General features: G+C 67.4%; 12 protein-coding genes. 10 read left to right on the top strand and 2 right to left on the bottom strand.

Annotation, left to right across the window (positions count from 1 at the left end):
- The first annotated feature begins 59 nt into the window (after positions 1 to 59).
- The 5 genes from AB0B50_RS43305 (at position 60) to AB0B50_RS43285 (ending at position 4,255) form a co-directional block, all read left to right on the top strand.
- The gene (locus AB0B50_RS43305; RefSeq protein WP_362343177.1) at positions 60 to 260 is read left to right on the top strand and encodes a hypothetical protein; all 201 of its coding nucleotides are present in this window, start codon (positions 60 to 62) and stop codon (positions 258 to 260) included.
- A gap of 3 nt (positions 261 to 263) precedes the next feature.
- Entirely contained in the window at positions 264 to 704 is a 441-nt protein-coding gene (locus AB0B50_RS43300; RefSeq protein WP_362343204.1) for a DUF4238 domain-containing protein, read from the top strand.
- Between the two features lie 195 nt (positions 705 to 899).
- Positions 900 to 1,382, top strand: coding sequence for a DNA-binding protein (locus AB0B50_RS43295; protein ID WP_362343174.1), 483 nt, complete (start codon positions 900 to 902; stop codon positions 1,380 to 1,382).
- Between the two features lie 696 nt (positions 1,383 to 2,078).
- A complete protein-coding gene (locus AB0B50_RS43290; protein WP_362343171.1) occupies positions 2,079 to 3,536 on the top strand; it encodes a hypothetical protein in 1,458 nt (485 codons plus the stop codon).
- Positions 3,536 to 4,255, top strand: coding sequence for a helix-turn-helix domain containing protein (locus tag AB0B50_RS43285; protein WP_362343168.1), 720 nt, complete (start codon positions 3,536 to 3,538; stop codon positions 4,253 to 4,255). Before AB0B50_RS43290 ends, AB0B50_RS43285 begins: the two co-directional genes overlap by 1 nt.
- A 156-nt stretch (positions 4,256 to 4,411) precedes the next feature.
- On the opposite strand, the gene AB0B50_RS43280 is transcribed toward AB0B50_RS43285, so the two are convergent.
- Both AB0B50_RS43280 and AB0B50_RS43275 read right to left on the bottom strand, forming a co-directional pair.
- Positions 4,412 to 4,834 carry a hypothetical protein gene (locus AB0B50_RS43280; RefSeq protein WP_362343165.1) on the bottom strand — a complete coding sequence of 141 codons (423 nt, stop codon included), beginning with the start codon at positions 4,832 to 4,834 and terminating at the stop codon, positions 4,412 to 4,414.
- Positions 4,834 to 10,185, bottom strand: a complete 5,352-nt coding sequence (locus AB0B50_RS43275) for a DUF6531 domain-containing protein (RefSeq protein WP_362343162.1) — start codon at positions 10,183 to 10,185, stop codon at positions 4,834 to 4,836. Before AB0B50_RS43275 ends, AB0B50_RS43280 begins: the two co-directional genes overlap by 1 nt.
- A 761-nt stretch (positions 10,186 to 10,946) precedes the next feature.
- Between AB0B50_RS43275 and AB0B50_RS43270 the strand changes: the two genes are divergently transcribed.
- The 5 genes from AB0B50_RS43270 to AB0B50_RS43250 all read left to right on the top strand — a co-directional run bounded on the left by AB0B50_RS43270 (position 10,947) and on the right by AB0B50_RS43250 (position 22,308).
- Positions 10,947 to 12,887: an FG-GAP-like repeat-containing protein gene (locus tag AB0B50_RS43270; RefSeq protein ID WP_362343159.1), complete on the top strand. Its 1,941-nt coding sequence runs from the start codon at positions 10,947 to 10,949 to the stop codon at positions 12,885 to 12,887.
- 132 nt (positions 12,888 to 13,019) lie between these two features.
- Entirely contained in the window at positions 13,020 to 15,233 is a 2,214-nt protein-coding gene (locus tag AB0B50_RS43265) for an SsgA family sporulation/cell division regulator (RefSeq protein ID WP_362343156.1), read from the top strand.
- A 767-nt stretch (positions 15,234 to 16,000) separates the two neighbouring features.
- A complete protein-coding gene (locus AB0B50_RS43260) occupies positions 16,001 to 16,645 on the top strand; it encodes a hypothetical protein (RefSeq protein WP_362343153.1) in 645 nt (214 codons plus the stop codon).
- A complete protein-coding gene (locus tag AB0B50_RS43255) occupies positions 16,642 to 17,721 on the top strand; it encodes a hypothetical protein (RefSeq protein ID WP_362343151.1) in 1,080 nt (359 codons plus the stop codon). Before AB0B50_RS43260 ends, AB0B50_RS43255 begins: the two co-directional genes overlap by 4 nt.
- Before the next feature lie 90 nt (positions 17,722 to 17,811).
- Positions 17,812 to 22,308: a DUF6531 domain-containing protein gene (locus AB0B50_RS43250; protein ID WP_362343148.1), complete on the top strand. Its 4,497-nt coding sequence runs from the start codon at positions 17,812 to 17,814 to the stop codon at positions 22,306 to 22,308.
- Positions 22,309 to 22,782 lie beyond the last annotated feature (474 nt).

Genomic DNA, 22,782 nt, shown 5'->3' with positions numbered 1-22,782 from the left:
TGCGCCGCCCGGACGAGATACCTGCAAACCACGAACGTGCACTATCAGGAGAAACACCAATGGGCAGAGCATCCTCGGCAAAACGCGCAGCCCGGGCCGGCGGCACCCGCGACCACACCGTGCCCCAGATGTACCTGCGGCACTTCGGCCAGCACACGGGCCGACGCCGCTACGAACTCAACGTCCGCCGCCTGACGAACGTCGAGGAGCCCTTCCCCGCCACGACCACCAGCATCGGCGCCGTGACCGGTTACTACTAGGGCATCACCCCCGACGGCGCCCCGCACCACGCAGCTGAGGAACTCTTCACCCACCTTGAGGGCCGTGCCGAAACCGTCCTGAAGGTTCTCCTGGAAGACCCGGACTGGGCGCTGAGCCCCAAGTGGCCCCTGGAGCCAGCCCAACGGCACGCGCTGGCCTGGTGGATGGCAGCGCAGGTCCTGCGCACGACACGGCAGCGCAAGCGCCTCACCCACGAGGCCCCGTCTGCGCAGGACATGGCCCAGCTTCCGCACGAGGTCCAGGAACTCGCCCGGAACAACCCGCACCTGCAATACATCGTGGAGAACATCGTCGCTCTGACGATTGTTCTGGAGGCCCGGCCCTGGGCCCTGGGGTTCAGCGACATGTGCCTGCTGACGAGCGACACTCCGGTCGTCATCTGGAACCGGCCTGACGATGCCGACCAGGTCCGTGCCGCTTGACCGAGCACGAACGGCAACCGCGTCTAGCAGCACGCAGCCGAGACCGTTGCCTTTGAGGCTGCACTGGCCCGCCCGCGAAAGAGCGCAGGCCAGATCGTGGGATGGGGGCAGACAGACCGCTGCGATCGCCGCACCGAGGGGGTGTGGCATCCCCCGTTCCCTTAGGGCCTTCTCTCCCGCCGCGGCGTCCGCGTGATGATCCCTTTGGCCACTGTGCAACGCCTCGCCGCCCGGCCGCATGCCCCCCTGCACCACCTGGATGCGTCCGAGACCGCCGTCCTGCGCGTGGACGCCGCGCGACAGGTCACGGAAGCCGACCGCCAATGGATCGGATTCGCGGCCACGCTGTCACCCGACGACCTCCTCAAATCGCTGCGTGGCTGGTGGCGATGCGACGCGCCGAGTGTCGCCGCCGCCGGAGCCCTGCCGGTGACCGTCTCTGGGTACGTGGTCGCCGTCCTGACCGGCCTTGAGACGTGGGAGAAGAACGAGCGTGGCCGCCACGCTTTCCCCCAGGCACGGCTGGCCGGCTACGTCACCGACCTGGCCACCCCAGCCAAGACACTGACCGCCACCGACGCAGCCGACCGGGAACTCGCCGACCTGCTCCTGGGCACCCGGCTGGCCTCCCACTCCGGCGGGGCCATTGCCTACGTCTCCACCCGGACCACCGACTGAACTCTCGCCCTGCAAGGGACCCGTGATGGACGCACAGACCTACACCGCCGCGCTCGCCGAACTGCGCGCTGTGCGGGATGAGATCAAGAAAGCGCAGGCGGCCCTGGCTAAGCTCGAGGCGGTGCGGGACAAGCAGATCACCTCTCTGGCCGGGTACGAGAAGGCGAAGGCGGAGCGGGTCGCACCCGCGGCCGGACTGAGCCTGGCCGAGGTCGTCGCCTTGGTACCTGCCCTCGCCCCCGACAGCCTTGCCACCACCGGCGACCAGGCGCCCGGACCGGCCGCAGCCGCGCCGAAGGCGGCAGCCCAGCCCGCCGAGCACACAGCCCCAACGCCCCCGCCCCCCACTCCGGCCGAGGGAGCTCCGGCACCCGCTATGCCCCCCGCGCCCCAGCAGCCCGCCGACCCGCCCGCGGCCGCCGTGCCCCCGCAGCCCTCCGCCTTGACACCCGCCCCCCGGATGCGCCGCGCACCCTGCCCTCCATCCCCGACGGCGCGGCGGGGGACAGCTGGTTCACCCACACGGCAAACCTTGCCTCCACCCGCCTCAACTTCACCCAGCAGGCCCGCTCCACCGTCTTCCTCGACACCGCCAGCGGCGTCCTGATCCACCGCAGTGAGACCCACCGCCTCGACCTGGGCGCCCGGTCGGCTGCCGAACTTCTCACCGCGGTCTTCCGCGCTGTGCCGGGCGGCGTGGAGCGCATCTACATCACCGGTGGCGACCCCTGGCACCGCGACGCCGACCGCCACCCTTACCTGCGTGATGCGGTCGCCGCCTGGCTGAACGCCCCCACCCCGGGCTGGCGCACCGACACCGGCCGCGGCCGCGACCGGATGGCCGGGCACTTCGTCCACCCCCGCCACCCCGTCGCCCGCTACCAGACTGAGGACGGCGAGCACCACGTCGAGATCCGCTCCGCGGGGGAGTGGTTCGACCTCGACGGCGACGAACCCGCCGCCGTCCGCGACGCGTTCGTTCTGCTGTGGCAGGCCCTGCGCCGCCACTGGAACGACGCCGTCCTGATGGGCTCGCCCTCCCAGACCGGCCGCGACCTGTGGACCCGCACCATCCCCGCCCGCGGCCAGCACGCCGAGGGCTACCCGGTGCTGTCCGAAGAACTGCGCGGCCTGCTGCACGCCACCGCGGGCCAGGGCCGCACCGAACTGCTCACCCCGCCCTGCGTGCCCGACCAGCTGCCCCAACTGCTCGAGTACGACCGCACCTTCGCCTACGCCAAGCACACCTGGAAATCCCCGGTCGGCACCCCCCGCCGCATCACCGCCGCGACCTTCGCCGCCTGGAGCGAGAAGGACCAGATCAAGGCCCTCTACGGCTGCGGCCATTGGCACGTGCGGGTCACCGTTCCTGACACCTGGAACCACGTCGGTATCCTGCCCGCCGCCGCCCGCGGCGACCGCGCCTGGCACTATCCGCACGCTCCCGGCACCACCTTCACCACCTGGGCCGGCGGACCCGAAATCCACACCGCCCTCACCAACCCGATCACCCCATGGAAGATCGAAATCCTCGACGGCCTCCTGTGGGACGACGGCAAACCCCTGGACGACTGGGCCAAGAAACTCAAAGACGCCTGGACCAACCTCGCCACCCAAGCCCTCTTCCAAGGCGACCCCCAGCAATCCCGCGCCGCCCACCTCGCCTCCCGCGCTGTGCGCGCCGTCCTCCTCTACGGCATCGGCTCCTTCGCCCAACGCCCCCGCATGGTCACCGGCACCACCCCCCGCCACCTAGAGCGCGACGTCCCCGCCGACGCCGAAATCATCGGCTTCGACGACGACCTGATCACCTGGCAGAAACCCACCGGATTCTCCCGCGACCCCAACGCCCATCCCGAATGGTCGGCTGCCATCTGGTCCGGCGCCCGCGCCGCCCTGCTCACCCAGCGCCACCGCGACGAGGACATCTACGCCGGCGCCCTGCACACCCCGCCCGGCAGCGTCATCGCCTTCCGCACCGACGCCCTCTACCTCACCCAGCCCCAGAACTGGCCCTACCACCACCAGCCCGGCGACTACCTCCTCAAAGGCCACCTCACCGGCCCCCTCACCGCCCCCGCCAGCGAAGAAGACCTCCTGGCCCTGCGCGACGCCGGACGCGCCGCCCTCACCCACACCACCACGGGGGCCTGATGCCACCCCGCACCCGCCGACACGCCACCCCTCAACGCCAGCTGAACCAGGCCGCCCAACTCGCCGACCAACTCCAGGCCGCCGGCTACACCAAACGCGACATCGCCCACATCATCAACCGCGACCCCTCCCTGGTCTCCCAGTTCTACACAAAGAACAAAGGCGCCGCCTTCGTCCCCGCCCTCACCCACGTCCTGGCCGCCATCCACACCGCCGGCATCACCGACACCACCGAACTCGCCGCCCTCGCCGCCCCCCACATCACCCGCCGCACCACCACCTCCGGCACCCGTGCCCGCGTGCGCACCAAAGCCGTCCTCATCACCCCCACCGGCACCGGCACCGGCCGCGTTGCCGCCCAAGCCATCGCCTCCGGCTCCGCCCGCCTGCGCCCCCTGATCGCCGAAGCCGCCCGCCAGAACCTCCGCCTGGCCTTCACCGTCCGCCTCGCCAAAACCGGCTACCTCCACGCCTCCGGCAGCCGCACCGACTCACCCGGCATCCGCCGCGACGTCATCCAACGGGCCGACCACACCGAGGAACGCTCCTACGGCTCCGCCACCACCGGCGGCTTTGACGCCACCGACTTCGCCCACCGGGTGGATGCCACAGGCGGCGACGTCACGGCCGCCGTCCACCAGTGGATCGTGGAGACCGGCCGCATCCACCCCGGCGCGCACATCACCCACCTCGAGGTGCGCACCTGGCGCCCGCGCTGACCAGGCGCCAGCAGTTCGTCTTGGCTCAACTGCTCTGGGAGCCTTGTTGAGAAACGGTCGGTGTGGCGGATGAGGGAAGGCAGCGGCTGCAGACAGGGGAGATCCTGCCCGCAGCCGGTATACCTGTCTATGACGTACGCGTTCGCGGAGGGGCCGTCAGTCGGCCGGTTCGATCACGTCGAGGTCGACGCCGTACCGATCCCGCACATCGTCGACGAACTCCTGCTGTCCTTGTGCCGGAAGTGCGCGGAGCCACCAGCGGCTTTCGTTGGGCCGAACCAGGGGGCCGTTTGCCAGTAGTGCTCGGAATGCCTCGTCGATACGGGTGAGTTCGGCTGAGAACCATGAGTACTCGGGCAACGACTGCACGACCGGGTCATCGATGACGTGCTGCAGCAGCTCACGGATGGACAGGTCGTTGAGGTATTCGCAGACGTCGAAGTCGTAGCCCTGCGTGCACAGCTTCACCACTTCGTCCCAGCTTCGCAGGGCCGCCCCGGGCAGCGGGGGGTTGGCGCGCCCCGTTGCCCGGGCGACTCGCTGGAACTGCGAGCCCAGATCGCCTTCGCGTGGTGTCACTAGAACTGCTCCCAGAAGTACTGCATCGGATCCTTGTGCGGGCGGAAGAACGTGGAAATGGTGCCGCCGGAGTTCATGTAGCCAAAGTACCCAGTGCTGGGATCGACCCGGAAGAATGATCCGGGCTTGTCGCCGGGCATGGTCACTGAGCCGCTGGGGCCGTTGCCGGACATGAAGGAGCGGGCGGCACTGCGGTACCGGGCAAGTCCTTGTGCTCCGCGGAACTCCGGCATGTTTGCCGGTTCGGCGGTGGGGCCTGTGATCCTGCCCTTCTGGTTGATCTTCACTCCCAGGACATGGGCGCTGTAATGCCGGTTGGCTGACAGAGTGGAGTTGAAGTCCGGGAGACGCACGACTCCCGTGCCAGGGACGACGACCTCGCCTGCGCCCGGGGCTGTCTTGGGGATGCCGTTTTTCGGGACAGCGCCGAGGCCGCTGGTGGGAACTCTCGGGCCGGGGAGGAAGAAGAGGCCGAACTGGCCGATGCCGCCGAGGCACTGGGCAGTTCCGTCTGCGATGTTGCCTTGCTGGTAGGAGTCGACGCCGCGGCGTACGGGGCCGACGCCGGTGAACTCGTCGATGCAGCCGCTCCATCCTGAGCGGCCGTTGGCCTTTGCGTAGTCGGATCCTTCCTCGCAGGTGTCTGCGACCGAGTCGCCGATCTTGTCGAGGGTGGGGGAGAGGGGGATCCACTCGGTGCCGGGGATGTCTTTGGTCCAGCAGCTCTTGTCGCCGCCGAAGGATGTCCAGGAGCAGGTGCCGGCGGGATCGTAGAGGTAGGTGGGGCGGTTTTCGGTGTAGGTGTAGGGGGATTCGGCCGGTGTCTGCTGGCCGGGGGTGTAGGGGTCGCGTCCGGTGAAGCGTCCCTGGCCGGGATCGTAGGTACGGGCGCGCATGTTGTAGCCGAGCGCGTCGGCCAGGCCGGCGTCCTCGCCGCCGACGGGTTCCTTGTACTGGCCGGCGTAGCCGAAGTTGTTGCCCGGCTGGCTGGCGTCGATGCCGGGGCCGCCGGTGCCGAAGGCACTGGTGTAGTCGTAGGTCTTGGCCGGCGTGCCGGTGGCGGTGGTCAGGTCGGTGATGGAGCCGACCAGGTCACGGTGGTAGTAGTACGCGCTGTTGGTGCCGGAGACGGTGCGGTGTTCGGACTCGATCTCTTCGGTGGGGGTGTACTGGTAGTCGGCGTACGGCGTGCCGGCGGCGGTGTACTCGGCGGCCAGCTGCGGCAGCGTGTTGTTGATGTCCCAGGCCAGGGTGACGCCGGTCTGGGTGCGCTGGGTGCGGTTGCCGTCCGCGTCGTAGACAAAGCCCCACGTCTTGCCGCCGGCAGTCATGCCGGTGAGGCGGTTGTCGGCGTCGTAGGCGTAGGTGCGGGAGCCCGCCGTGGTCTGGTTGCCGTCCTTGTCGTAGCCGTACTCGGTTGCGGAACTCCCGGTGGCGGCCTTGGTCAGCTGGTCGGCGTCGTCGTAGGTGTAGGTGGTGGTGCCCCTGGGCGTGGTGCGGGTCTGCCGGTTGCCGACCTTGTCGTAGGTGTAGGCAGTGGTGGGGGCCCCGGCGGGGCAGGCGTCGGCCTGGGTGGGGGAGACGCATTCGCTCTTCAGGCGGCCGGCGCTGTCGTAGGTGTAGTAGAGCGATTCGGTTTTCGACTTGCGCTGGGAGTCGATGCGCTTGGGCCGGCCCGCGGGGTCCAGGACGGCGTGCCAGCTCGAGAGGGTGGTGCTGCCGCGGGTGCTGGCGACCTTGGTGGGCCGGCCTGTCGCGTCGAAGGTGCGGGTTTCGGTGTGGCCGTTGGAGCTGGGCAGCTTGGTGCTGGTGAGCCGGCCAGCCGGGTCGTATCCGTAGGTGGTGGTGGCTGCGCCGGTCTTGGCGGTGTGGCGGTTGCCGTCGTCGTCGTAGGTGTAGGTGGTGACGCGGCCATGGGGCAGCGTCCGGCTGGATAGTTGCCCGCCGTCGTTGTAGTCGTAGACGAAGCCCTTGGCCTGGCCGGGCACCGAGGCGGTCTTGAGCCGGTTGAGGGGATCGTAGGTGAAGATGCGGGTACCGGTGCCGTCCACGACCTTCTTGCGGTTGCCCAGATCGTCGTAGGTGACGGTGACGTCCGGGGTGTCATCGGAGTAGGTCGCGCTGGCCGGGCGCCCGAGCGGGTCGTGCACGGTGGTGGAGGTGACGCCGCGAGCGTTGGTGACGGTGTCGCGGTTGCCGTCGGGGTCGTAGCCGAAGCCGGTCTTGCGGCCCAGAGGGTCAGTGACCGACTTGAGGCGGCCGTTGCCGTCGTAGCCGTAGGTGGTGGTGTGCTTGTTGTCGTCGGTGCGTGTCTCGATGTTGCCCGCAGCGTCGTAGGCGTATGTGGTGGCCCCGCTGTCGGGGGCCGTCACTGTCTCGATGCGGCCCAGGACGTCGTAGTCGGTCCTGGTCGTCTCGCCGTTCTGGTTGGTGGCGACCCGCTGTTGGCCCAGCGCGTCGTACTCGAACTTCTGGGTGTGGCCCAGAGGGTCGGTGAGCTGCCGGAGGTTGCCAGCGAGGTCGTACTTGTAGGTGGTGGTGAACTTCTTCGGGTCGGCCCCGGGTTCGTTGCCGCGGGCCTCGGTCTCGGTCTCGAGCTGGCCGTCCGCGTCGTAGGTCCAGCTGCGCTTGTGTCCCAGCGGCGAGGTGATGCTGGCGCGGTTGCCGTCCGCGTCGTAGTCGTAGCGGGTGACCTTGCCCAGCGGGTCGGTGACCGTCTCCAGCAGGTCGTTCGGCTTGTAGGTGAAGCGGGTGGACTTCTTCAGCGCGTCGATGACCTCTTTGACGTTGCCGTTGTTGTCGTACTTGGTCTCGGTCACCCCCTTGAGGGGATCGGTGACCGAGGTCGGCCGGTTCAGCGCGTCGTATCCCGTGACGGTCTTCGCGCCGGTGGGGTCGACGACTGTGGTGAGGTTGCCGTTGTCGTCGTAGCCGTAGGTCGTCGTGTACTTCTTCGGGTCCGCGCCTTCAACGTTGCCGCGCGGGCTCGTCGTCGAGGCCAGACGGTTGGCCGCGTCGTAGGTGTAGGTCGTCTTGGCCCCGCTGGGATCGGTGACCGATGCGAGGTTGCCCGCGGCGTCGTAGCCGGTGAGAGTGCGGCCTCCACCCGGTGCGGTCGTCACTTTGACGCGGTTGAAGTTGTCGTATTCGTGCGTGGTGACGCGCTTGGCGGGGTCGGTGACCGTCTTGAGGTTGCCGTTGGTGTCGTACGTGTTGGTGGTGACGTGTCCGGCCGCGTCGGTAACGGTCTCCAGCCAGCCCTCAGGGGTGTAGGTGTTGGTGGTGGTGTACTTCTTCGGGTCCGCCCCCTCGGCATTGCCGCGCGGATCGGTGACGGTCTTCTGCCGGCCCGCCGCGTCGTAGGTATAGGTGGTCCTGGCACCGGAGGGGGAGGTCTCGGTTTCGAGGTTTCCCTTGGGGTCGTAGTCGTACGTGGTGACCTTGCCGCGGGGCGAGGTCACCGACTTGACGTTGCCCGCCGTGTCGTAGGTGTAAGTCCGCTTGCCGGCGGGCCCGTTCTCCTCTTTGAGCTGCTTCTTGTCGTCGTAGCTGTAGGTGGTGGTGGCGCCGCGGCCGTCGGTGGAGGTCTTAATGGTGCCGTCGTCGTAGTAGGTCCACTTCTGGGTGAGCGGGCCCTGGGTGCGGCTCTTGAGGTTGCCGGCCGTGTCGTAGGTCATCTTGGTGCGGTGGCCGTTGGCGTCCACGACCGCGGTCACCCGCAGCGCGTCGTCATAGACAAGACTGGTGAACTTGCCGAAAGGGTCGATCCGGGCGGTGAGGAGGCTGCCCGAGTACAGATCGGTCCAGATGCCATTGCTCCCGTCAGTGAACGACGACTGGTAGACGCTGCGGTCGAAGGTGGTTTCCCGTCCCTCGGCGTCGATCTGGCGGGCCACCTGGCCGTCATCGTCGTAGAAGGTCTGCATGACCTTGTGGCCGGTGGCGTCGGTGATGCTGGCCAGCCGCCCGGCCTCATAGGTGTAGCCGGTGGTGCGCCCGTCGGTTCCCTTCACCGACGTCAAGCGGCCTTCGGTGTAGCCGTATTCGACGCTTTGGCCGGTGGGAAGCTCAACGCGCCGCAGCAGATGGGTGGCGGGGTCGGTATCCACTGTGGCGGTGCGGCCGACGACATCGGTGATCCCGGACAGCCCGGCATCGTTGTAGCTGAGTTCGATGCCGTGCCCGGAGCGGTCCTTCCAGGAGGTGAGGCGGCCCGAGCCGCTGAACGCCAGGACGCTGCCGTCCGGGACAGTCAGCTTGAACCCGGCGGAGGCCGAACCGATCAGCGTGGATCTGACCCCCTTCGAGGCCGGCTTGTAGCTCCCGGCGGATTCCTGGGTGTACTTGGCCTGCACGCCGGTGTCCGAGATGAACGTGACGTTCGTGCCGGAGACAGACAGGCGGGCGTCATAAGGGAAGGACCATCCGGGGCCGAACGCCCCCGCTGTTCTGCTGCCCGAGTTGTAGATACGCCCCAGGCTGATCGGGATACCGGGGGCGGGGACCGTGGCGTCCAGCGCGGTCTCGGTCAGGTCCCCGGTCGAGGTGTTGACCGGGTCTCCCATGTGGCCGAGGATGCTCGGCCGTCCCGTGGCGTCCGTGCACACGCAACCGGTCTGTTCGGCACCCGGCAACGTGACGTGACGGGGCTGGGGCGGCATGGCCGGGGACTTCGCCTCGGCGCTCCAGTTCTTGGCGCAGTCCCAGCCGGTCGTCGTATCCGCAGCCGGTTCCTTGGAGACGGCCACCTTGATGTAGTACTCCTCATCAAGGGACATCGTGGCGTACTGGCTGTTGTAGTACGTGAAGGTCGGATAACTCTCGTTCCCGCGGAAGCAGGTTTCATTCAGCTTGACGTTGTCCGAGGCCCGGTAGAAGGCGATGTGGTGCGACCACTTGCTCACCGCATCAGGGTTGTCCGAGCGCATCCCGCCCCACTCGAGCGGAAAGCTGATGTAGGAGATGGGGACGGGCCGAAAATTCTTGGGGGCAGGCGGCGCGGCAGCCGCTGAGGCCGATTTCAGTGCAGATGCCGGACGGCCGAGCGGGCTGACCATCCGCTTTAACTTGCCCGAATAGACCCGCTTTTCGCCCTTCGGTCCGACCGACACTGTGCCGGGCCGGGCGTGGTTACGGATGCCCTCTACCTGCGCCCGCCGCTCCTTGGCGGTCATCGGCTTTTGCGGCTCAACCGGCTGGGCGGCGCGGAGTGTTGGTGCATCCGTCGCGGCGGATGCCGCAGGTCGTGCCGCAGCAGCGGGCGTGACGGTGAGCCCGCCGCCCCCCAGTATCACTGCCGCCGCAGTAACGGACGCGACCAGACGCCCTCCTCGCAGGCGTAACTGCACCATGCCCTCCCCAGGTCGTTGCGTGTGAACCGTTTGATCCTTCCAGGGGCGGGAGTTGCTTCAAGTGCCTTAACGGAAAATGGATATGAGGTGACTGTCACGGCCGGGAGCGCGCAACCATTCCGCCTTCTCGCGGGTCGAAAGGAGATCGTCCATGGCCTGAGAGTGAGGAGCAACGTATGCGGAAAGGCAACAGTAAGTCCTGGCTGCGCCCGGGGGAGAGGGGGCTTGCACTCGCCCTGGGGGGTGCTCTGCTCGGCGGGGCGCTCATCAGCGGCGGGACCGTGCAAGCAGACGCTGCAGGGGGCTTGAAGGCTGATCCGTTCCAGCCAGTCAAGGTCCGCTCACTCGGCTTTTCCCCATTATCTGTGCGTGGCGAAGAAACGCCCGCGGCGCAGACCGGTGAATTCTCCATGGCCTGGATGGAATGGCCTGGACGTGCAGGATTTCACGGCAGGGCTCAAGTGCGGGTGCGCAGTGCAGCCACCGGCACGTGGTCGAAATGGCTGGATCTATCAATCAACACGCAGCAAAAATCCGCTGGTTCAGGCCGCAAGCATTCCGGCGTCCAGCGCACCGACCCGCTGTGGGTCGGGCCCTCCGACGCCGCGCAGGCCCGCCTGAGGCCGGCCCAGGCAGAGCAACGCCTGCCGAAGACGGCCAGCATCAAACTCCTCGCCCCCGGCCCGGCCGCCCCGCCTGCCGCCCGCCCCGCACCTCCCAGCGCCTCCCCGGCTCCGTCAGCCAACGGTGTTGCCGCAGCCGTGGGGCGGCCGCCGATCACGAGCCGGGCGCAGTGGCAGGCGAACGAGAACACCACCCAGCCCCCCGCCGTCGGCACCGAAACCAAGGCCGTCCTGGTCCATGCGGCGGGCGGCACGAACGACTACAGCTGTGCCGATTCCCCGGCGCTGGTGCGGGGGATCCAGGCCTACCACATGGCAGATCCCGACCACCTGTGGAGCGACATCGGGTTCAACTTCCTCATCGACAAATGCGGCACGATCTTCGAAGGCCGCGGCGGCGGCATCGACAAGTCCGTGACCGGCTTCCACACCCCGGGCTTCAACACCGACACCACAGGCGTCGCGCTCCTGGGCGAGATGGGCACGAGCCGGCCCACCCCCGCGGCCCTGCAGTCGCTGGCCCGGCTCGGCGCCTGGAAACTCGGCCTGTCCGGACATGACCCCGCCGGAACGGCCACGATGACGGCCACCGCCTCCAACGGCAAGTACGACGTCGGCGAGCAGGCGACCTTCCTCGCCCTGGCCGGCGCCTCGGAGGCCATGATCACCTCCACGCCCGATGAGAACCTGAACGCCCAACTGCCCTACGCACGCGCGTATGCGACCAGCCCCGCTGCCAACGCGGCTGCCCCCACCGCCGATGTGAACCGCGACGGCGTCAGCGACCTGGCGGTCGGAGCCCCGCAGGCCACGGTCGGCACCCTCAAGACCGCGGGAGCGGTCACCGTGGTGCCGGGGGGCAAGAGTGGCCCCGACAGCGCGGCCAAGCACGTCCTGACCCAGAACGCGCCCGGCGTCCCCGGCACCGCCGAAACCGGGGACGCCTTCGGCGCCGACAGCGCCTACGGTGACCTCAACGGCGACGGCCATGCAGACCTGGTGCTGGGCGCCCCGGGCGAGAACGACGCCGACGGCCACAGCGACAGCGGCTACGTCACCGCCCTATACGGCCCAGGTTTTGACAGCGGAGACGGCTACAGCCTGGATGCCGCCGCCCGCATCAACGACGCACGCCTAGGGGAGGCGGTCACGGCTGGCGACTTCAACAGCGATGGCAAGGCCGACCTCTTCGCCCTCGCCCCGGGCAACCCCGCCACCTGGTGGGTGCGCGACAGCGCCACGGGCGCGGCCACGAGCAGCCCTCTGCTCACGGCACCGGGCACGATCACGCACCCCGACGCCGTCAGCGGCGACTTCAACCAGGACGGCTACGCCGACGTCGCCATCACCTACATCGACCCTGAGGGCACCGGACGCGTCATGCAGTTCAAAGGCTCCGCCGGCGGTCTGAAGTCGGGCGCCGTGCTCTCCGCCAAGGGAGGCCGCTCGATCGCCGCCGGCGACCTCAACGGCGACGGCTACACCGACATCGCCGTGGGCCAGCCCTACACCGCCGAGTCCGGCTCCCCGGCAGGTGGACAGGTCACCGCCTTCTACGGGTCCTCCACCGGCATCACTGCCGGCGGTGCCACCACCATCGACCAGAACAGCGCAGGTGTGCCCGGAGCAGCCGAAACCGGCGATGCCATGGGCGCTGCCCTCACGATCGGCGACGCCACCCTCGACGGCGTCGCCGACGTCCTGGTCGGACTGCCGAACGAGGACATCACCCGAGCCGAGGTCGACCGCAAAGACGCCGGTGCCGTCCTGCTCCTGCCCGGCAGCGCCAGTGGCCTGACCGGCACCGGCGCCCTGGCCCTCAACCAGGACACCCCCGACATCACCGGAGACACCGAAGCCAGTGACCGCTTCGGCTCCGCAGTCTCCCTCGCCGACCTGCGCGGCAACGCCTGGGCCGACCTCGTCATCGGCGCGGAGGGCGAGAGCACCGGGGACGGCACCGTCCTGCACATCGAGACCACCGCCACCGGTATCAACCCTGCCAGCGGCACCTACTTCGGCCCCGGTTCACTGGGGCTGTCCGCAGCCGCGCATGCAGGCCAAGCCCTGGCGCCCTGACTCCCTTGCGCCACGGCAGGGACGAGGGGCAGAGCACCGGTCTCTGCCAGAACTGGGTGCGGTGACGCGCTTCAGGGTCCTACCCCGTGTAACCGCCGCTCTCGCCTGGCCGGACGGCCCATCCCCGCCGAGGTGGCCACCACCGAGTGGACGCAGGACGACCGCTACCAGATCGCCACCGACTCGATGATCGGCGGCCTGGCCCTCTTCCACAAGTACGGCCTCGTACAGGGCAAATGGAGCCCCGACGGTGGCGCGAGCCTGAGCACCTACTTCGTCGGCGCCACCTTGCGGGCCTTCCGCCCCGCCTATATGAGCTGGTTCCGCAGCCGGCAGGCCGGGCAGGCTGAACTCGCCCACCCGGGCCAGGGCGAGAGCGGCGAGCCGCACCGCGAGATCCCCGACCAGCGCGCGGGCGACCCCTGCTATCTCGCCTCCATGAACGACGAGATCAAGACGATTCTGCCCTACATCACCGATCCCCAGGTCCGTGAAGGACTCGGCTGGCGGGCCATGGGCTACACCCAGGCCGAGGCCGCCGAGCGGGTCGGCCTGACGGCCAAGGCCCTGGAACGCCGGATCAGCCGAATCCGTATCAGGCTCGTCGCCGATCTTGTAAGGCAGCCCGAACTGGGGGAGGGGGGGAGCACGATGACCGTCCGGAAGGACGACACCATGGACAACGGCACCACGACCGGGGAGCACGATGACTTCGACGCACTCCTGGACGCCTCGAGCCTGGGCGCACCCCACGTACTGGCCGAATGCACCCCGATCCCGGCCGCGGTGAACCACAGGATGCGCAGTGCACGAACACACCTTGCTCAAACTCCCTTACTGCACGCAGGAGTTGAACAGGGTGACGGCACGAGCAAGGCGGCGTCAGAGCCCTTGCATTCCCAGGACGACCGGGCAGACCGCCCCGACCGCGGCACTGTTTTGTCCTTCAGCGCAGGTTCAGGCAAGACTCACACCTATCTCGCCGGGCTCATGCGGGCGCAGCCCCGGATGAGGGTTGCTCTCTGGCTGAACACGCAACAGGCCCCAGAGGGTGAAGAGCTGTGGTCTGACTACGAAGAGCTGTGGAGCCTGATGAGGCACTCCACTGCTTCGCAGTGGGCGCCACTGACCGCCGAGCGCATGTCGTGGAGGGCACGACGCCCTGCGTCGACGGTCTATGCGGGCCGAGCCCGGCGTCCGATGACACCGGCAGAGCGAACAGCCCGGCGTTGGGCCACTCTTCTGGCAGACCGGCTTGGCGCGTATGACGATGCTCTCTGGCGGCCGGAACGGAGCCGTTCAGTCTGCCCACCGCAGGTGACCAGGTGGTCCAGCGTGCTTGAAGAACTCATCGGCAACAGCTGTGATGCGACAGCAGAAGCCCAGAGCCAAGCCGAGCGCACCCTGAGGCTGTTGCTGTGCCCTCACGAACACCAGAAGACGCCAGATGGGCTCACGAGGCAACCTCCTCCATACCCCTCGGACACTGCTGACGCCCACTTCGCTGCGGCGCACCGCCACCAAGCATGGCTGGACTTCCTCACCCGGCTGCTCGCTGCAGGGATGCCGCCCGGCGCCAGGCAGGAGCTGGACCTGCCAGGACTGCCGCCATGGATATTCCCGGGGAGGGCAGAGGGGGCCATGAGCTGGCCCGCGCGTACTTCCGGGAACAGTTCACGGACAGACCTCGCAGCCTTCCTTGCTCATCTTGTGAACCACAGGCAACTCAGTCTGCCGTGGGCCGACATGCAGAGCAGCCTGCTACCCATCACCAGGCCTGCACCGTTGGCACTGGGACGGCCAAGGAACTCCGTCACAGCGGCCAGGACACTAGTCGCACCGGTCCCCTCACGTCGTGCAGCGGTGCACACGCGGAAGGAGACAGAGGACGGAGCCACCCTGCTCCACGCCGACCTTCCCATGGCCTGGCACGCTGACGAAACTCGGCCGGGCAGCAGCCCAGTGCCGGCAACGTTCACCTACCGATCCAACGACCCTTTCGCGATCACAGCGGTGTTCTATCCGCAGGAGCCGGAAGAGACCGTGTGGACCTTCGCTCGCGACCTGCTGGCCGAAGGCATCCACCACAGCACAGGAGAAGGCGACGTCATCGTCTGGAGCAGCCGCTCACCTACCACCCATACGACAGAACGGCACACCTTCATCCGGCTGCGATCCCCAGAAGGAACAGCCCTGTTGTCCCTGAAAACCAGCCACCTTGCGGCCTACCTGGAACAGACCCAGCGCCTGGTGCCCTCAGGGACTGAGCATCAGCATCTGAGAAGCACGATCAGTGACTTTGAGGAGGAGCTCGGCCAGTGCGTGCGTCTTGGCCCTGGCTGCTGACCCGGCAACAGCCAGCCATAGGCAGCGATCGGCGACGGCTCCCGGAGTCAGCACCCCAGGAGAGCCGGCGTGCGGGAGCGGTAGGGGCTTGGTGGACAAGAGGTGCTGGCATGCGCGCAGCCTGAGGCGACAAGAGGCAGCGCCGCGTCGAGGGGAGGGGAGAATTGTGGAACGGAGGCCAAGGGGATCGGCACCTGGCGCCTCAAGAGTCTGAACGGCCGTATCGCCTCGCTGTGTGGGGGCAGAGGAAGCCGCAGAGACGAGGAGGGCCGCGCAGCGGAGCTTGCCAGTGCCGTGGTGTTTGTCCTCAGGTACGCCCGCCTTGGTGTGGCTCAATAGGCGTGTGAGGACAGCTGGTTGCACTGTGGCTTGGCGTGAGCGTTGGTTGCCAGCTTTCTCACTTGAGGGCCGGCGCGGACCGCGGTGAAGGGGCAGTCCAGTTGGAGGCCGCAGGGACAATGTGCCGGGCTGGCGGCACGCGCTGAATCCGCCAACTCGCCGCCAGGTATGGCTGGGCAGCCAGACGGAGCGCGGCTGTGCCGCGCGGTCTCGTCCCGGTTCTCACCGGCACGCCCTGCTGGATCGTTCGCTTTTGGAACGTTGTTGTCCTGTCCGTGTGGTGATGTGCGGGTTGCGCACTGCGGGTGCGAAGGTTCTCGGCCAGCTGTCCACCCCGGCACCGGGCTGGGGAAATCCCTCGTGAAACCATCTGCACCGTGGGTAGCGTGAGTTACCTCAGGCACCTCAGATCATCCAGGAGTTCAGACGTGAATCGCCGTTTCCTGTCCGTTGCGGTCGCCATCACCGCAAGTACCGCGCTGCTGCTGACCGGCTGCAGTTCGGGCGGCGGTGACGACGACGGCTCCGACAAGATCAAGGGTGCTGGACAAGACAAGGACGCCTCGGCGTCCACCAGTCCGTCGGCGGGGCCGGACGGGGCCGAGCGGCCGGAGACCACGCTGCCCCGGTCCTTCCAGGTCGCCTTCGACGGCTGGACGAACAGTGATCCGAAGCTGCAGGCCGTCCTGGACGACGGCAAGGAACGCCTCCGCGCCTCCTACGCCGCGATCATCAACAAGGACCCGCAGGACGACGCCCTCACCTTCTACAGCGAGAGCGACGCGCTGCGAACCGGCACCGAGTGGGTCAAGGGGTTCACGAACCAGAACCTGGTCCTGATCGGCAAGGGCCGGGTCTTCCAGCCGCAGCCCCGCATCAGCCCGGACGGCTCCGGAACGCTCTTCTACTGCGTGGACGAGGGCAAGGGGTCCACCAAGGACACCAAGACCGGCAAGGTCACCGCCATGCCTGCCGATGACGCCCTTGTGCTGTACCGCACGAAGCTGCGCAAGACCAAGGGCGGTGTCTGGAAGACCACGATGGTCCAGACCGAGCGGGGTGCCTGCACGTGAGGAAGCAGCCTCGCGCCGCGGTGGTGCTGCTGACCGTCGCGTCCTTATCGGTCACGCTGCTGACCCCGTCGGCCGCCTTCGCCTGGGGAACGGACCCGGGGGAGGGGGCGAAACCGCCCGCCGAGGACAGCGCGCAGGGCACGGCCAGCGGACCGGAATCGGGAGCCGAAGTCACCCGCACTCGCATTGTCGTCACGCAGTCCGGCGGCGGCACGGCCAAGCCGTCCGCCGGTGGGCTGACCGCTGTCGACCCGAACTGGAAACCCCCGGCCTGCTGGTACGAACCTTTCGCGACGCCGCAGCAGCTCAAGGACGCGACGGAGAAGATGAACAAGGGTGACCTGTTCTCCGTCAACTTCGGCCGCCGCTGGGGCAAGGACCTGCTCGTCGACGCGTTCGACAAGGGCGATGCCACCTTCACCGACACCCCGGCCAAGAACTACAACGTCGGCAAGAAGGGCATGTTCTGGCGCGCGGTGGCCCGCGCGGACCGGGCCAACGATCCCGAAATCCTGGACTGCTCCAAGAACTTGTTCTGTCAGAAGGCCGGTACCGTCCCCGACGACCCGAACGCCCCCACCCCCGAGGTGCTGGCCGCCTACGCCTACGACAAGATCCGTGTCCCGGACACCGAGGTCGAGCTGAAGCCGCAGGGCACGTCGACGGTGAACCTGCCCACCTGGATCTGGCTGGACAAGGCCGTCTTCAGGGACGTCACGGTGCGCGCCGAACTCCCCGACACCCCGTTGTACGCGGTGACGACCGCGAAGCCGGTGGCCTTGCACCTGCAACCGGGCACCGAGGATGCCAAGACCTTCCCCGCCTCCAGCGACTGCCCGGTGAACGAGGACGGCTCCATCGGTGCCCCGTACGCCAAGGGCGCGTCCAAGGAGGACCCGCCGTGCGGTATCTCCTCCCTCCGCGCCACGGGCGGTGAGCCGTACCAGCTGAAGGCCTCCGTCACGTGGGAGATCTCCTGGAAGGGCACCGGCGCTGCCAAGGGCGGCCTGCCCAACGGTACGTTCGAGACCACCCAGGACATCAACGTCCAGGAAATCCAGTCCATCAACCGCTAAGCGGTCACTCGAAAAAGCAAGCGCCCTGATGCAAAGGGGCTGATGTAACGGGGGATCAGAACAGTGTCGCATCGTCCGTCGGATTGGCATGTGTTGGATCTGGAGAAGGATCCGACGCCGGGTGATCCGCAGCGGGTCCGCAAGCTCGCCAAGGACCTGCATGACTTCGCCGACGACGTCGGCAAGGTGTTGCGGGACATCAAGGGGATGGCGGGCGAGGACGCGATCCTGCAGTGGGCGGGCCAGACCGCGGAGGCCTTCACCGAGAAGTTCGAGGATGCCCCCGGCAAGCTGAAGAAGCTCAAGAAGAGCTATGACATGGCGGGCGACGCCCTGGCCGCGTACTGGCCGGAACTGGAGCGCGCCCAGACCCTGGCCGACAAGGCCCTGGTCAAGGGCCGCGAGGCCCAAGCCGATCTGAGCAGTGCCAAGTCCCGGCTCTCCTCGGCCGATTCCTGGGTGGACAAGGCCGGCAAGGAGGCCGACAAGTACAAGGACGACGGCGGCAAGGGCAAGGACGTGCCCAAGCCGGATCCGGACAAGGTACGCGCCGCCACCCGTAACGCCGCCTCAGCGGAGAAGGCCCAGAAGTCCGCCCAGGGTGACGTCGATTCGGCGAAGAGCGCGCTGGACGCGGCGAAGAAGATGGCCGAGGACGCGCGCAAGATGCGCGAAGAGGCGGCCGGGACCGCGAAGCGGAAGATCGACGAGGCCTCCGACGCCGGTATCCAGAACCGCAAGTGGTGGGAGGAGATCGGCGACTGGGTCTCCGACAACTGGGACACCATCGTCGCCGTCTGCAAGGTCGTCGTCGCCGTCGTCGGCGTCATCGCGATGATCATCGGCGGCCCCATCCTCGCCGCCATCGTGATCGTGGCCGGAGCCATCGTCCTCGCCGACACCTTGAGTAAATACGCAAAAGGCCAAGCCACCCTCATGGACGTGGCATTCGCCGCCATGGACTGCATCCCGGGCGGCAAGGGCATCACCACCGCCGCCAAACTCGGCAAGGGCCTCAAAGGCCTCAAAGGCGGTCTCAAGGGGTTCAAATCAGCCCGTACCGCACTCAAGGGCGGCGCGAAGGGCGCCTACAACCGGGTCAAGAGCAAGATCAAAGGCTGCGGCGACCCGGTCGATGTCGCCACCGGGCAGATGTTCCTGGCCGAGACCGACGTCACCCTGCCCGGCACGCTTCCGCTGGTCTTCACCCGCCGGGTCGCCTCCGGATACCGCTCCGGGGGCTGGTTCGGGCCCACGTGGTGCTCCACGCTCGACCAGCGCCTCGAAGTCGACGACGAGGGCATCGTGTTCGTCACCGAAGACGGCATGCTCCTCACCTACCCTCACCCCACGGGACCGGATGCCCCTGTCCTGCCTGAATTCGGCCCGCTCCGGCCGCTGGAACGCCTGGACAGCGGCGGCTATCGCGTCACCGACCCGGCCACAGGCCACCACCGCCACTTCGCCCCGCCCGTCGATGACGTGGCCCTACTGACCCGAATATGCGACCGCAACGGCAACAGCATCGACATCGACACCGACGCCGAGGGCACCCCCCAGGGACTCCGCCATTGCGGCGGCTACCACCTCAAGCTCACCATCGAGGACGAACGGGTCACCGCCCTCAGCCTGGCCGACGCCGCAGAAGACGGCTCGGACGTCGTGATCAAACGCTACGGCTACACCGACGGCAACCTCACCGAGGTCACCAACTCCTCCGGACTGCCCATGCAGTTCACCTATGACGACCAGCTGCGCATCACGGCCTGGGAAGACACCAACCACAGCCGCTACCACTACGTCTACGACGACCAGGACCGCTGCATCGCTCAGGGCGGTGAGGACGGCCAACTCGCCAACACCTTCACCTACGACCTCGCCGACCCCGCCTGGCCCGGCTGCCGCATGACCGATGCCACCACGTCGGCTGGCGCCACCTCCCGCTACGTCGTCAACCAGGCCTGCCTGGTGGTCGCCGAGATCGACCCGCTCGGGAATACCATCCGCTACCAACACGACTGCCGCGATCGTCTGCTCGCCGAAACCGACCCTCTAGGCAACACCACCTGCTACCACTACGACGACGCTGGCAGCCTGCGCTCCATCACTCGCCCGGACGGACGTTCCTCACATGCCGAGTACAACGAACTTGGCCTCCCGGTGAAGGTGGTGAAGCCCGACGGTGCGGTCTGGCTCCAGACCTACGACGAGCGCGGCAATCGAACGGCAGTCACCAACCCGGTCGGCAGGGTTACACGCTTCACATACAGCGCGCAGGGTCACCTCATGTCGGTGACCAACGCCAACGGCGATTCCTCGGTTGTCCGGTGTGACCGGGCCGGCTTGCCAGTTGAGGTCACCTCCTCTCTGGGGAGCAGTACACGCTATGAACGTGACACATTCGGCCGCCCTGTTCGCACGACGAACGCCTTGGGCCACACCGCCCGGATGGAATGGACAGTCGAGGGCAGACTCGCCCGCCGCATGATCAGCGACGGTCACGAGGAGTCGTGGATGTACGACGGTGAGGGCAACTGCCTTGAGCACACCGATCGGATGGGTGCTCACTCTCGCTACGAGTACACCCATTTCGATCGGCTCTCAGCCCGTATAAGCGCCGACGGCGCGCGCCACGAATTCACCTACGACGCAGAGCTTCGTCTCACGCGCGTCACTAACCCCCAAGGGCTGGCCTGGGAATACGACTACGATCCGGCAGGACGACTGACCGCGGAGACGGATTTCGACGACCGCACCCTTCGCTACGGCTACGACGGGGCCGGACGCCTCATCTCCCGTACCAATGCCCTCGGCGAAGTGGTGTGCTTCGAGCGTGACGTCCTCGGCCGGATCACCCGCAAAGACGCTGCAGGGCACGTCACCACGTTCACCTACACTCCGGGCGGCCAACTCACGGAAGCCGTTGGCCCGGACAGTGCACTCGCCATGCACTATGACCGTGCTGGACTGCTGCTCACCGAGTCTGTGAATGGCCGTGAGCTGTCCTTCGCCTACGACGAGTTGGGGCGCCGCATCAGGCGTACGACCCCTGCAGGAGCAACGAGTGCTTGGTCTTACGATGCAGTAGGCCACCCCACGCAGCTCACCACAGCGGGCCATTCCATCACCTTCGAGTATGACCCGGCCGGGCGTGAACTCGCCCGGCACCTGGGCCCTGGTGCGACACTCGCCCAGACCTTCGATGATCTGGGGCGTCTGACAGCCCAGTCGGTCACCTTGGACGGTGAACGGACGGTCAAAAGTCGTGCGTACACCTATCAGGCGGATGGCAACCTCGTCGGCCTCTATGACAGCCACCTCGGGAGTCGCCGTTTCGGCCTGGATGCGGTTGGCAGAGTCACGTCTGTCCAAGGGGCGGACTGGGCGGAAACCTACGCTTACGACGCCACCGGCAACCAGACCGATGCCTCCTGGCCCTCTGGCCACCCGGGCCAGGAAGCGACGGGCAGCCGGGACTGCATCGGGACGCGCATCATCCGCGCGGGCAATGTCCGTTACGCATACGATGCCCAAGGACGCATCGTCCTGCGCCAGAAGATTCGCTTGTCCCGCAAGCCGGACACATGGCGCTACACCTGGGACGCCGAGGACCACCTCACGACGGTCCAGACTCCCGACGGCACGGTCTGGCGATACCAGTACGACCCACTGGGCCGCCGGACGGCCAAGCAGCGGCTCGCAGCCGACGGCAGCACAGTCGTGGAGCAGATCCAGTTCACCTGGGACGGCACCACTCTCTGTGAGCAGAGATCAACGGGAGCAGAGCTCCCCAACCCAGTGAGCGTCACCTGGGACCACCGCGGCCTGCATCCAGTGGCCCAGACGGAACGCATTGCAACTGCCGAGGCGCCCCAGGAAGTAATCGACTCCCGCTTCTTCGCCATTGTCACCGACCTTGTCGGCACGCCCACCGAACTCGTCGACGAGCGCGGCGACCTCGCATGGCGCAGCCGCAGCACACTCTGGGGTGCCACCGCGTGGACAGCCGACAGTACGACGTACACACCTCTTCGTTTTCCGGGACAGTACTTCGACCCGGAGACAGAACTGCACTACAACTACTTTCGTCACTATGACCCGCAAACAGCGCGCTATCTCACGCCCGACCCCCTTGGCCTAGGACCGGCGCCCCACCCATCCACCTATGTGCGCAATCCGCACCGCTGGGTCGACCCCCTTGGCCTGGCACCAGGAAGCTGTGGGGACGGAGACGGGTTCCTCTATCGAGGCGTTCCTACAGGACACCCGATGTATGACGATGCCCTACAGGGCAGGGCCGTACCGAGGGGAGGGCACTCCGACCCCGGTCGTCATGCCGGCGGCAACACGGATAGCGAGTACACGTCCTGGACGCACGACTATGAAGATGTGGCGCTCGACGCCGCCGAGGAGCTGGGCCCCGGAGGCCTTGTGATGCGAATTCCGGAGTCGGAGGTTCCGGCATCTCGCAACATTCAGATCCACGACACTGATCACGAAGTCTACGAGGAATCCGAACACGCTCTGGAAGGAATAGTTGATGGGGCCGAGATCAGCATTGACCGTGGACCATGGACCAGGCCGTAGAAGGGGAGAGGCTCGCCAATGAAAAGAGAGCAGCTCGGCGCGCTCATTTCCCATGACGCCGAGGCCTGGGCTCTGTGCCGCGCAGCGTTGATCGCTGGGGCTCCTTTCGCGATCCATGAAGGAGCCACCGACAGAACAAGGGTCCTCTCCATCTATAAACGCAGGTGGAAGCATGCAGACAAGGCAGGGCAGCCATCCACAGGATTTACACAGGCGCTGACGGACATCGAGCACTACGGCGGTGACGCCCTGGTCCTTGGGTACGTGGACAACCGAGGTGAAGGCGGGTATTACTTCCAGCTCTTCCTCAGCCCTGACTCTGGTCGCCTGGTTGCATGCCTGGGAGTGAAGCCATCGCGCACTTGACGTTCTTCAAGAAGCGATCTGGCGGACAGCGGTGGTCGTCGGGGAGCCGAGCGCAGCCCTAAAGTATCGTCCGCCGTGGGGCGGTTGATCTCCGCCTGGATAACACAG

This window comes from Streptomyces sp. NPDC041068 (assembly GCF_040647455.1).
GTDB lineage: Bacteria > Actinomycetota > Actinomycetes > Streptomycetales > Streptomycetaceae > Streptomyces.
The sequence above is the reverse complement of the archived record's forward strand: the minus strand, read 5'-3'. Positions and strand labels throughout refer to the sequence as shown.

What these genes read in the sequence shown, in the direction of transcription:
- AB0B50_RS43305 (WP_362343177.1), top strand. Translation starts at nt 60, where the DNA reads ATGGGCAGAGCATCCTCGGCAAAACGCGCAGCCCGGGCCGGCGGCACC.
- AB0B50_RS43285 (WP_362343168.1), top strand. Translation starts at nt 3,536, where the DNA reads ATGCCACCCCGCACCCGCCGACACGCCACCCCTCAACGCCAGCTGAAC.
- AB0B50_RS43275 (WP_362343162.1), bottom strand. Translation starts at nt 10,185, where the DNA reads ATGGTGCAGTTACGCCTGCGAGGAGGGCGTCTGGTCGCGTCCGTTACT.
- AB0B50_RS43295 (WP_362343174.1), top strand. Translation starts at nt 900, where the DNA reads ATGATCCCTTTGGCCACTGTGCAACGCCTCGCCGCCCGGCCGCATGCC.